11 protein-coding genes are annotated in these 12,309 nt (G+C 55.5%); 1 reads left to right on the forward strand and 10 read right to left on the reverse strand.

Going from position 1 to position 12,309, the window contains the following annotated elements:
- Window positions 1-14: 14 nt before the first annotated feature.
- From eutM to maeB, 7 genes are all read right to left on the reverse strand, one after another.
- Window positions 15-308, reverse strand: a complete 294-nt coding sequence (gene eutM / locus WC7_RS09180) for an ethanolamine utilization microcompartment protein EutM (protein WP_003835054.1) — start codon at window positions 306-308, stop codon at window positions 15-17.
- Between the two features lie 36 nt (window positions 309-344).
- Window positions 345-1,361, reverse strand: coding sequence for a phosphate acetyltransferase (gene pta / locus WC7_RS09175; protein ID WP_016153955.1), 1,017 nt, complete (start codon window positions 1,359-1,361; stop codon window positions 345-347).
- Window positions 1,358-2,161 carry an ethanolamine utilization cob(I)yrinic acid a,c-diamide adenosyltransferase EutT gene (eutT, locus tag WC7_RS09170; RefSeq protein ID WP_016153956.1) on the reverse strand — a complete coding sequence of 268 codons (804 nt, stop codon included), beginning with the start codon at window positions 2,159-2,161 and terminating at the stop codon, window positions 1,358-1,360. Before eutT ends, pta begins: the two co-directional genes overlap by 4 nt.
- 9 nt (window positions 2,162-2,170) lie before the next feature.
- On the reverse strand, window positions 2,171-2,875 hold the full coding sequence (eutQ, locus tag WC7_RS09165; RefSeq protein ID WP_016153957.1) for an ethanolamine utilization acetate kinase EutQ: 705 nt from the start codon (window positions 2,873-2,875) through the stop codon (window positions 2,171-2,173).
- Window positions 2,853-3,332 carry an ethanolamine utilization acetate kinase EutP gene (gene eutP / locus WC7_RS09160; protein ID WP_016153958.1) on the reverse strand — a complete coding sequence of 160 codons (480 nt, stop codon included), beginning with the start codon at window positions 3,330-3,332 and terminating at the stop codon, window positions 2,853-2,855. The genes eutQ and eutP overlap by 23 nt, the downstream gene beginning before the upstream one ends.
- 12 nt (window positions 3,333-3,344) lie before the next feature.
- Entirely contained in the window at window positions 3,345-3,680 is a 336-nt protein-coding gene (gene eutS, locus WC7_RS09155; RefSeq protein WP_003037995.1) for an ethanolamine utilization microcompartment protein EutS, read from the reverse strand.
- A gap of 160 nt (window positions 3,681-3,840) precedes the next feature.
- A complete protein-coding gene (maeB, locus tag WC7_RS09150; protein ID WP_016153959.1) occupies window positions 3,841-6,120 on the reverse strand; it encodes an NADP-dependent oxaloacetate-decarboxylating malate dehydrogenase in 2,280 nt (759 codons plus the stop codon).
- A 280-nt stretch (window positions 6,121-6,400) separates the two neighbouring features.
- Here maeB and tkt point away from each other — a divergent pair, with 280 nt between their 5' ends.
- The gene (tkt, locus tag WC7_RS09145; RefSeq protein ID WP_016153960.1) at window positions 6,401-8,395 is read left to right on the forward strand and encodes a transketolase; all 1,995 of its coding nucleotides are present in this window, start codon (window positions 6,401-6,403) and stop codon (window positions 8,393-8,395) included.
- Here the strand turns inward: tkt and WC7_RS09140 are convergent.
- The 3 genes from WC7_RS09140 to aegA all read right to left on the reverse strand — a co-directional run bounded on the left by WC7_RS09140 (window position 8,385) and on the right by aegA (window position 12,264).
- On the reverse strand, window positions 8,385-9,428 hold the full coding sequence (locus WC7_RS09140) for a DUF1176 domain-containing protein (RefSeq protein ID WP_016153961.1): 1,044 nt from the start codon (window positions 9,426-9,428) through the stop codon (window positions 8,385-8,387). The genes tkt and WC7_RS09140 overlap by 11 nt on opposite strands.
- A gap of 123 nt (window positions 9,429-9,551) precedes the next feature.
- A complete protein-coding gene (gene nudK / locus WC7_RS09135; RefSeq protein WP_016153962.1) occupies window positions 9,552-10,127 on the reverse strand; it encodes a GDP-mannose pyrophosphatase NudK in 576 nt (191 codons plus the stop codon).
- Window positions 10,128-10,284: 157 nt separating this feature from the next.
- Entirely contained in the window at window positions 10,285-12,264 is a 1,980-nt protein-coding gene (gene aegA / locus WC7_RS09130) for a formate-dependent uric acid utilization protein AegA (RefSeq protein WP_016153963.1), read from the reverse strand.
- Between the last annotated feature and the right edge of the window lie 45 nt (window positions 12,265-12,309).

Genomic DNA, 12,309 nt, shown 5'->3' on the forward strand with positions numbered 1-12,309 from the left:
GTCACATGGACGACTTACATGTCGTTGCTGTCGCCTTTAAAGCTGATCGGGAACACTTCTTCCAGATCGCCATGCGGACGCGGGATCACGTGTACGGAAACCAGCTCACCAATACGCTGTGCAGCAGCAGCACCAGCATCCGTTGCGGCTTTACATGCCGCTACGTCGCCACGAACCATTGCAGTAACCAGACCGCCGCCGATCTGCTTCACGCCGACCAGTTTCACGCGTGCCGCTTTAACCATTGCGTCAGAAGCCTCAATCAGTGCAACCAGGCCCCGGGTTTCAATCATTCCTAATGCTTCCATTGTGTTTTCCTCTCATTAAGGGGTCCAGAACGGGACCTAAACAACCAGTGTGTGTGAGGCGTTTTCACGACTCATGTCAGTCTGACGCGGCACTGCTGCCACCAACGCCAGTTCGATAATTTCCTGTACGCTACAGCCGCGAGAGAGGTCATGAAGCGGTGCGGCAAGCCCTTGGATCAACGGACCTACGGCACGATACCCTCCCAGACGCTGGGCGATTTTGTAGCCAATATTGCCTGCCTCCAGCGATGGGAAGACCATCACATTGGCATTGCCCTTTAACGGACTGGCGGGCGCTTTTTGCGCGGCGACATCCGGAACAAAGGCGGCATCAAATTGCAGTTCTCCATCCACGGTAAGCTGCGGGGCACGCTCACGAACGATCTCCGTAGCCTGCTGCACGTTAGCGACGTTGGGATGACGAGCGCTGCCTTGACTTGAAAACGACAGCATGGCCACGCGCGGTTCTTCACCGGTGATCGCCTGCCATGTCTGCGCGCTGGCAATCGCAATATCCGCCAGCTGCGCGGCTGTGGGCTGCGGCACGACGCTACAATCGGCAAACCCTAATGCCGGCCCGAGGTACTGCGGCAGCATCAGGAAAATTGACGACAGCGTTTTACAGCCTGGCTGTAACCCAATAATGCGTAACCCAGCGCGCAGCACGTTTGCTGTCGACGACAAATTGCCCGCAATACAGACGTCAGCTTTACCCGCGCTAACCATGGCGGCGGCGAACATCAGCGGATCGTTGAGTTTTTCCAGCGCATCTGCAGGCGTTTTATCTCCCGCGCGGGCCAGCCAGCGCAGCGCAAACTCTTCACGCATGGACTGGTTGCTTTGCGGGTCGATAACCTGAATGCCATCCATCGCCACCCGATGGCTGAGGGCAAACTGGCGCAGCGCAAACGGACTGGCGACGAGAACAGGATGTGCCAGACCGTGCTGATGCAGGTAATTTGCCGCTTTCAACACCCGAACATCCAGCGCATCCGGGAACACCACCCGTGCAGGTGAGCGCTGGGCGAGTTGACGAGCACGTTCAATGATCATTGCTTCTCCCCCAGTCGCTGTTGAATTTGGCTAACCGTCAGTGGATGCTTCGCTACGCTCATTATCATCATCACGTAGACCGTACTGGAAAGGCGATTGAGCGCCTGCATGATGTCCGGTCGCATCACGTCAAAACTACGGGTGATGAATACCTGGGCCGCCACCGTCTCCGTTTCACGGACTTTGGTACGCAGCAGATTAAGCAACGCGCAATCACGGCCATGACTGGCTTCAGGCACCAGATGGTCGTGGTCCAGATAGCGCAGCGGCTGATGCGAAAGCCGGTGTAAATCTTCGTCGCTTAAACCGACGATAGCTTGTGCTGCCAGCGGCTCGTCGATAGCGTCGGCGCGCATAATGTTGCCCAGACGCGAACGGATATCCGCCAACCACGGCTGCCACGGTTCCGCCAGCTCTATCTGCAACCACACGGCCAGGGCGATGGTGCTGTCCAGCGCGGCGCGAAATCCCAGGCGCGGATCACTTTTAGCGACCATCTTGTCCGCTGTCAGATGCGTCAGCGTGTCTGCTTTCTTCACCACCGGTTGATGACACAGTTCGCAACTGGCCTGTGGATGCGTATCGCTGCTGGTTAAACCATGCACCGGCTGCGGCTGCTGTGCTTCGTCATCAATAAACAGGCTGCCCTGCTCGTCGATATACTTAATGCGCAGATGTCGGCTTTCCAGTAATTCCCGGGCAGATGGCGTCAGGCGAGCATCAGCGGGGAGATGAATTTCAGCCCCTTCGCTGAGCGTATGATTCGCTCTGAGCCATGCTTCGGTAATGAAATCCTTCATACATCCGCCTTAGCAGGACTGCCAGTTCGCAGGCCAGGCCACATACAGAAATTTCACCGTCGATGGCGTACCAAATTCGATGCTGGAGCCTTTCGGAATAAACATCACGTCCCCGGCTTTAGCAATCATGGTTTCGCCTTCGTGGCGAACGTGCAGCTCGCCTTCCAGAATCATGTCGATTTCGTCGTAGTTCAGCGTCCATGGGAAAAAAGCGTTATCCCACTGCATGAACCCGGCGGCCATGCTGCTACCGTCCTGGTCGGTCACCAGATCGGTTAAACCCACGCAGTGCGGCTGTGCGCCGTCAAAACGACCAAACTTCACGCTGCTGCCGTCGATGACTTTGACGCCGCCTTTGCCGGTCACCGAGTTAAAGCTCGGCTGCATTCCGCCCTGCTCCAGCGACTGTTTCTCCTTCATGACTTTGTCCATCAGTTGGGCGACCAGGCTTTCGGTAAACTGCCCTTCCGGTAACTGCGCAATGATGGTTTCGCGAATGCGCTGGCTTTCCGTTTTGCCATCATCCACCGCAACCGGTGCGGCAGCAGCAGCGGTTGGCGCGGATTCATCGCATTCACTGATGGTGACGCCCAGCAGCTCCGCAACTTCGCGCGCCTCCGGGGTGATGATGCTGGCGCGCAGAACAACCGACACTTCCTGTTCGCCGCGTGCGTGGGCCGCACGAATATCGTTAGCTGTGATGAGTTTTTTCACCTGCCCTTTCCTCCTTTTGGCTGAGCTCAGTCAGATAATCCACCAGGTGCTGCACGCTGCGCGGGTCATGGCTGTTGAGTTCGAAAATCGGCTCCTGGAACCCTATCCCGCGAAGTAGTTGTCGCGTTGCGGCGACGTCGGCATCCGGCATGTCCGTTTTGCTGATAACGGCGATTTGTCGTTTACTGGCGCCGATATCCAACAGCCCGGCAGGTAAGCGACTTTCTTTATCATTTGCCGCGTGTATATAAATCAACGTATCAACATCCTGCAGCGTAGTAATTAAGGCGTGATACCAGCGCGGATGGCTAAAATATTCTCCTGGCGTGTCGATATCGCCATTTTCATTAAACTCCACGGCCTGTGTTTTTCTGGCGAGGGAATAATTTCCCTGTAGCGCATTAAAGAGCGTTGTTTTCCCCGCCCCCACCGTACCGACAAACGCAATACGTTTCATCGCCGCCTCTGATTAACTTTTTGTCAGGTTGCACAAAGTGAAATTTAATAACCGACCCAGACCGCTTACCGTCTGTAATAACGCTTCTTCTACCGCGCCTACCGAGCCGTAGATGACCAGCGCACCGCTGAATCGATCGAGAAAGCCGATATGTACATCTGCCGCCTTCATAGCTAAGTCACCGGCAATCATCGCGGTTTCGCCTGGCGTCAGCGTCATGATGCCGATAGCGCCCGCTTCGGGAACGCCGATCTTTTTCGCCAGTTCCTCACCAGGGTGCGCAATGAGATGCGCCAGCGTAACCTGTTTCCCCGGCACAAATTCCTGAATAATGCGTTCTTTTTCCATTGCTCACCGCCTCCGCTAAAACTGCCCTCATCGTGGCAATTTTTTGTCAGAGTAAATAACAAAATTCGGCAACCATGTTTAAAAGGTGAAGTGGATCACTAAGAAAGGGGAAATAAAAAGGCGCGGGAGAAACCCGCGCCGGAAATAAATTAAAGTGAAATTACAGCGGCTGAGTTTGGGCTTCTACGACCGCCAGCGCCACCATATTAACGATACGACGAACAGATGCGATCGGCGTTAATACGTGAACCGGTTTCGCAACCCCCATCAGCACCGGGCCGACCGTTACGCCTTCAGAGCTGGAAACGCGTAGTAAGTTGTAACTAATACGGGCAGCTTCCATATTCGGCATCACCAGAATATTCGCTGAGCCTTTCAGCGGACTGTCCGGCATGCGGTCATGACGGATGCTTTCCACCAGCGCGGCATCGCCGTGCATTTCGCCATCAATCATCAACTCTGGCGCACGCGCCTTAATCAGCTCCAGCGCTTCGCGCATTTTGCTGGCCGACGGACAGTTAGATGAGCCAAAGTTGGAGTGCGACAGCAGCGCTACCTTCGGTTCGATACCAAAGCGACGCACGGTTTCTGCCGCCATCACGGCGATTTCCGCCAGTTGCTCCGGCGTAGGATCGTCGTTAACGTAGGTATCGGCGATAAAGGTGTTACCGCTTGGCAGCAGCAAGGCGTTCATCGCCCCGGCAGTATGCACGCCATCGCGGTGACCAAACACCTCTTTCACCACGCTGAAGTGCTCATGGTAGTCGCCTATCGTACCGCAGATCATTGCATCCGCTTCGCCGCGCTGCACCATGATCGCGCCGATCACCGTGGTGTTGGCAATTACCGCACGCTGCGCCTGCTCCTGGGTAATACCACGACGTTTCATAATCTGGTAGTACTCGCTCCAGTACTCTTTAAAGCGCGGATCGGATTCATTGTTGACGATCTCAAAATCGACGCCCGCTTTGATCTGCAGACCCAGTTTCTGGATACGCATTTCGATAACGCTCGGACGACCGATCAGGATCGGTTTCGCCAGACCTAAAGTGATCAGCTCCTGCGTGGCATGCAGTACACGCGCCTCTTCCCCTTCAGTCAGCACCACGCGCTTCGGCGCTTTGCGTGCCAGGGAGAAAATCGGCTTCATGAACAGGTTGGTTTTGTAGACGAATTCGGTCAGCTTATCGATGTAAGCGTCAAAGTCGGCAATCGGACGCGTTGCCACACCGGAATCCATCGCCGCCTTCGCCACCGCAGGGGCGATTTTGACGATCAGACGCGGGTCGAACGGTTTCGGAATGATGTATTCCGGCCCGAAGCTCAGGTCCTGGTCACCATAGGCGGAGGCCACCACTTCGCTCTGCTCGGCGTGCGCCAGCTCAGCAATGGCGTGTACCGCGGCCAGTTTCATCTCTTCGTTGATGGCAGTAGCGCCGACGTCCAGCGCGCCGCGGAAGATGAACGGGAAGCACAGGACGTTGTTAACCTGGTTCGGGTAGTCGGAACGGCCGGTGCAAATGATGGCGTCGGAACGCACCTCTTTCGCCAGCGGCGGCAGGATTTCCGGTTCCGGGTTGGCGAGTGCCAGGATCATTGGCGCACGCGCCATCTTCTTAACCATTTCCTGCGTCAGCACTTTCGGACCAGAGCAACCGAGGAAAATATCCGCGCCGTCAATGACATCATCCAGCGTACGCTTACCGTCATCCACCACTGCGTATGCCGCTTTGGTTTCAGCCATGTTTGGTTCACGATCTTTGTAAATCACCCCTTTGGAGTCGCAGACCACAATGTTGTGTTTCTGCATACCCAGCGCCACCAGCAGGTTCATACAGGCAATCGCCGCCGCACCTGCACCGGACACCACCATGCGCACATCAGAGATATTTTTCTCAACCACCCGCAGACCGTTAAGGATTGCGGCAGTACTGATGATTGCCGTACCGTGCTGGTCATCGTGGAATACCGGAATATTCATGCGCTCACGGAGTTTTTGCTCAATGTAGAAGCACTCCGGCGCTTTGATATCCTCGAGGTTAATGCCGCCAAACGTTGGTTCAAGCGCCGCTACCACGTTGATAAATTTATCCGGATCGAGTTCATCAACTTCGATGTCGAACACGTCAATCCCGGCGAATTTCTTAAACAGAACGCCTTTACCTTCCATCACTGGTTTACCGGCCAGCGCGCCAATATTACCCAGGCCCAGAACCGCAGTACCGTTGGAAATAACCGCAACCAGGTTGCCGCGTGCGGTGTATTTGTAGGCTGCCAGCGGGTCCTTTTCAATTTCAAGACACGGTGCAGCCACGCCCGGCGAGTAGGCCAACGCGAGGTCGCGCTGAGTTGCCAGAGGCTTGGTCGGAGAAACCTGGATTTTACCGGGTACCGGAAATTCGTGGAAATCGAGGGCGCTTTGTTTTAACTGGTCATCCATCTTGTTGTTCCTTTCACGTATCTATCAAAAAAGTGGCGCGGGTAACCATTCTACTGAGCCGCACATTATCACCTCAGTCAACGGCACAAACTTTGAAGGTCCCCATACTCTCACCATTCAAAGAAAGAATTTGTTATCAATTTATAACATCTATGTTACCTGCTTAAGCCAGCAATACCATGCTTGTCTGCTATGCTTTTTGCTGACAACGCCCGCAATTATCTCAAAAGTGTGAATCACAACACGCATCTAACACTTTACTTTTCAAGGAGTATTTCCTATGACCCGTAAAGAGCTTGCCAATGCCATTCGTGCGCTAAGTATGGATGCCGTCCAAAAAGCTAACTCTGGCCACCCTGGAGCACCAATGGGGATGGCCGATATCGCCGAAGTACTGTGGAACGATTTCCTGCGCCATAACCCGTCCGATCCCACCTGGTACGATCGTGACCGGTTTATTTTATCCAATGGCCACGCCTCAATGCTGCTTTACAGCCTGTTGCATCTTTCCGGCTACAACCTGCCGCTCGAAGAGTTAAAGAACTTCCGCCAGCTCCATTCGAAGACGCCAGGACACCCGGAAATTGGCTATACGCCGGGCGTGGAGACCACCACCGGACCGTTGGGTCAGGGTTTAGCCAACGCTGTCGGAATGGCGATTGCAGAACGCACGCTGGCGGCGCAGTTTAACCAGCCAGACCACGAGATTGTTAATCACTATACCTGGGTCTTTATGGGCGACGGCTGTCTGATGGAGGGCATTTCTCACGAAGTGTGCTCACTGGCGGGCACCCTGGGACTTGGCAAACTCATCGGCTTTTACGATCACAACGGCATCTCAATTGATGGCGAAACCGACGGCTGGTTTACCGACGATACCGCGAAACGCTTTGAGGCCTATAACTGGCATGTAGTGCACGAGATTGACGGCCATGACCCTGAGGCGGTGAAAAAAGCGATTCAGGAAGCAAAGGCCGTTACCGATAAACCGTCGCTGATTATCTGCCGCACGGTGATTGGTTTTGGTTCACCGAATAAAGCCGGGAAAGAGGAAGCGCACGGCGCGGCGCTGGGTGAAGAAGAAGTGGCGCTGACCCGACAGAAGTTGGGGTGGCATCATCCTGCCTTTGAAATCCCCAAAGAGATTTACCGGGCGTGGGACGCTCGTGAAAAAGGCGAGAAAGCCCAACAGAGCTGGAATGAGAAATTCGCCGCTTATCGACATGCGCATCCGGATCTGGCGGCAGAGTTTACCCGCCGGATGAGCGGTGGACTGCCGGAAGAGTGGGAAGAAACGACCCAGAAATATATCACCGAGCTGCAGGCCAATCCGGCCAAAATCGCCACCCGTAAGGCCTCGCAAAATACCCTGAACGCCTACGGGCCGATACTGCCTGAGCTGCTTGGCGGTTCGGCGGATCTGGCGCCCAGCAACCTGACCATCTGGAAAGGCTCCACTTCTCTTAAAGAGGATCATGCAGGAAACTACATCCACTACGGCGTGCGGGAATTTGGCATGACCGCGATTGCCAACGGTATCGCTCACCACGGGGGCTTCGTACCGTACACCGCAACGTTCCTGATGTTTGTCGAATATGCCCGTAATGCCGCACGCATGGCGGCGCTGATGAAAGCCCGACAAATCATGGTTTATACCCACGACTCGATTGGCCTTGGGGAAGATGGTCCCACGCACCAGGCCGTCGAACAGCTCGCCAGCCTGCGTCTGACGCCTAATTTCAGCACCTGGCGACCCTGCGATCAGGTTGAAGCGGCGGTAGGCTGGAAGCTGGCGGTCGAACGCCATGACGGGCCAACGGCGCTGATCCTCTCGCGGCAAAATCTGGCGCAGGTTGAGCGGACGCCTGAGCAAGTGCAGCAGATTGCCCGCGGCGGCTATGTGCTGAAGGATGGCGGCGGTAAGCCGGATGTTATCCTGATTGCTACCGGTTCAGAAATGGAAATCACGCTGCTGGCGGCGGAAAAACTGACCGGTGAAGGTCGTAACGTGCGGGTGGTTTCTCTGCCCTCAACCGATATCTTCGACGCCCAGGATGAAGCGTATCGGGAATCGGTCCTCCCCTCAAACGTCAGCGCGCGCGTGGCGGTAGAAGCAGGAATTGCCGACTACTGGTACAAATATGTTGGGCTGAAAGGGGAGATTGTCGGTATGACGGGTTATGGGGAGTCGGCTCCGGCAGACAAGCTGTTCCCGTTCTTCGGCTTTACGGTGGATAACATTGTCGACAAAGCGCATAAGGTGCTTAACGTGTGATCCACAGCGTGGGCCAGGCATCTGGCCCATGCCAGTTATCGCAGCTTGGCTCTTGGGCATAGCGCACCAGACGAAAACGCTGGCCGTCGTAGCGCCAGCGGGTCTGGATACCGCAATCTGCCAACCCTCGTCCTTTAGCGAGGGTTACCAGCTCGCGCGACTTCTCATCAAACGTGGCGTTGGTCAGCTCCATATCGCGACTTTCCGCATCCGTTTTAAAAGGCAGGCTTAGCCGTACCGCCCGTGACGTCAACGGGGTAGTACGTGAAACCACCCACGCCAGATCGATGGTGTTATATGCCCCGGCTTCACAGCCGATCATCAGCAGCGCTTTATCATCCGTCAAGGCCGTGACGCGCATCTCGCGACGCAGCGGATCGATCGAACAGCGAATACCGTTGATCCGCCAGTTACCGTAATCCAGCAATTCACTGCGCTCTTGTTGCGTGAGAGGCGTTGGCGTTGGGTTAATCACAGCCACGCCTTTTAAAGCGGGAGCGGGAGGCACGCTGAGCGGAGGCTCGTCGCCTTTTTCGATCCATGCGGTTTCGCTGCCGACCCGTTTTTGCTGGGCGTCGATAAAAAGCAGCGCGGCTTTTAGCCCGACCAGGGAAAGGTTTTGCGCCCCTTTTTGCAGGGTTATCGCCTTCGCGTCCTGTACGGTTGTTAAAAATGCGCTGATGGTGGCCGGATCATCGGTCATCAGTTGCCAGGGGGTAATACGCCAGTGTTCGCCGCGAAGCGGGAGCGGCGCGCCATCCAGTAGCAGACGTGGCGCAATATCGCTCTCTTTGGCTGTGGGCGATTCCAGCCCACCCAGTTCAATACGCAACACGGCGTCGGTATGTGCCCCGGCACTGCGGCTCAAGGTCATGACCAAGCCGTGATGTTCTCCGGTATTGCGCGCCACGCAAAAGTTTTGGTTATTGCACGTCACCTGCCAGTCAGAAAACGTCTGTTGCGCGGGCGCGGCCCACAGCAAACGGACGGGTAACAACCCGAGCAGGAAAAGTAAAATAACGCGATAGCGCATGGACGGTACAACCCCGAAGTCAAAACACACAGCCTAAGCGGTATCTTCCTTGCGCGACTGATGTGGCTCAATAAGAATCGTCGGATTGGCCGAAAATTTGTAAAGAAATATAAATCCCGCGCATTAGTCCATGAGATGCGACGATTGCAAATAGTTCAGCAATAGCACCGTCTTACCGTCACGGATCTCACCCGTTTTAATCATTTCCAGCGCCTGGGTGAACAGCAGCTCCAGAACCTCAATATCTTCATCTTCCACCCCTCCGCCCGCATTTGCCCGCTGGCTGTCGCTGTATTGCGCAATAAAGAAATGAATTATCTCCGTCACGCCGCCCGGCGACATATAGAGCTCAAACAGCTTACGCACTTCACCCACTTCAAAGCCGGTCTCTTCAATGGCCTCTTTCCGAATGCACGCTTCCGGTTCGTCGTTATCCAGCAGCCCGGCGCAGGTTTCAATCAGTTGACCACTTTCATTACCATTGACCCAGGTGGCGACGCGAAACTGGCGGATGAGCACCACCGTTTTCTTCTCCGGGTTATACAGCAGGATAGTGGCGCCGTTGCCGCGATCGTAAACCTCGCGTTTGTGACGAATCACCTCTCCATTGCTACGGGTTAGGTCATAGGTGATATTGCGCAGGATGAAGTAGTTATCGGAAAGGACTTTATCTTTGATGAGGGTAATTTTTTGCGACATACCGGCTCCACAGCAAGAAGTGAGAAATAATACTACGCCGTGAAACCGGGTTTGTCTTGGTGCAATGTCGGCCTGATAAGCGAAGCGCCATCAGGCAATTATGCGGCACAGAGCCGGATAGCAACGCTAACGCGCCTTATCCGGCCTTCTTAGCGACTTAGTGAGATTTGACTGATTTTACGCCCAGCCAGTCGACGATCCCCTGGGCGGCATGCCGTCCTTCCGCCATCGCCGTAACCACCAGATCCGCACCGCGTACCGCGTCACCACCGGCGAAGATTTTCGGGTTACTGGTTTGATAACGGTATGCGCTTTCAACATTGGCGGCAATGCGCCCCCAGTTATCGACCTTAACCCCATGCGTCTCCAGCCACGGCATGCCATGTGGGTGAAAACCAAACGCCATGATCACCGCATCTGCGGGCATGACAAACTCACTCCCGGCGAGGGGAACCGGGCGACGACGCCCCTGCGCGTCCGGCTCGCCAAGCTGGGTACGTAAAAAACGCACGCCGCTGACTCGCCCATCATCATGTAACACCAGCTCAACCGGCTGGACGTTAAACTCGAAGAACGCCCCCTCTTCCCGGGCGTTCTTCACCTCTTTTTTCGAACCGGGCATGTTGGCTTCATCACGACGATAAGCGCAGGTCACCTGGCGTGCGCCATGACGCAGCGCGGTACGCACGCAGTCCATTGCCGTATCGCCTCCGCCCAGTACAACCACGTTCAGTCCGGCGGTATCGATGAACGGCTCTTCAGGCAGTTCATCCAGCCCCATCACCTGCTTGGTGTTAGCAATCAGGAACGGTAACGCGTCATAAACGCCAGGCGCGTCTTCATTCGGCAGATCCGCCTTCATGGAACGATAGGTTCCTACGCCCACGAACACGGCATCGTAATCCTCCAGCAGCGCCGACAGCGCCACATCCTTACCCACTTCACAGTTAAGTTCGAAATGAATACCCATGGCGCTGAAGATTTCACGGCGGCGGGCCAGCAGCGATTTGTCCAGCTTGAAGGCCGGAATGCCGAACGTCAGCAAACCGCCGATTTCAGGGTGGCGATCGTATACGGTGGCGCTGACTCCGCTGCGCGCCAGCACATCCGCGCAGGCCAGACCCGCCGGACCCGCGCCGATGATAGCAACGCGCTTATCCACTTTCTGCACGTGGCTTAAGTCCGGTCGCCATCCTTTGCTCAGGGCCCGATCAGAGATGTAACGCTCAATATTTCCGATAGTGACCGCCCCATGCTCGCTACGCACCGTACATGCCCCTTCGCAAAGTCGGTCCTGCGGACATACGCGCCCGGTCACTTCTGGCAGGCAGTTGGTCTGGTGAGAAAGCTCAACCGCCGCGTCGATATTCCCGGCTTTGACCAGTTCAATCCACTGCGGAATATGGTTATGCAATGGGCAGGTCCATTCGCAAATACTGTGGTCGCCGCATTTCAGGCAGCGGGACGCTTCCCGTTCCGCCTGCGCCGTACGAAACGGCAGATAGATCTCCTCAAAGCTGGTTTTACGGGCCTCAATTGCCAGCTTATCCGGCTCACCACGCGCAGGCGTCGCCTGCATTTGCTCACGTTTGGTAATTGTATGCGAAACGAAATCGGTGGCGTTGGCATGCCAGGGCTGGCTTTCCAGACTGGCGGTGCGTAGCCTGCGCGCTTTTGACAGACCAGTAAGCGAATTTTCCGTCACCAGTTGTAACGCTTGCGCCGGACAGTTCTCTACGCAGGCGGGTCCCTGTTCGCGTCCCTGACACAAATCGCATTTGTGCGCAGTGGCTTTCACCTTCCCTTTAGCGACAGGAGTGAGTACGATCTGCATCGTGCCGAAAGGACAAGCAACGACGCACGATTTACAGCCAATACACTTTTTCGGGTTCACCTGAACGCTGTCGTTATCATGGCTGATTGCCCCGTTCGGGCAACTTCTGGCGCAGGGCGCATCTTCACAGTGATGGCAGGTTACCGCACTGCGCTGCTGCTGATGCTTGATGACGGTAATTCGGGGCAGGAAATGCCGTTGACTCAGGACATGCTGCTCGCCATTGTGAGCCATGACGCAGGCGACCTCACAGGCATGGCATCCCAGGCACTGCTGGCTATTAACCATAATAAAACGATTCATGGCTTCCTTCTTTTTTGGTTGCAAAAACCTTATTCTTTATATGAG

It is taken from the genome of Citrobacter sp. KTE151 (genome assembly GCF_000398845.1).
Lineage (GTDB): Bacteria > Pseudomonadota > Gammaproteobacteria > Enterobacterales > Enterobacteriaceae > Citrobacter > Citrobacter braakii.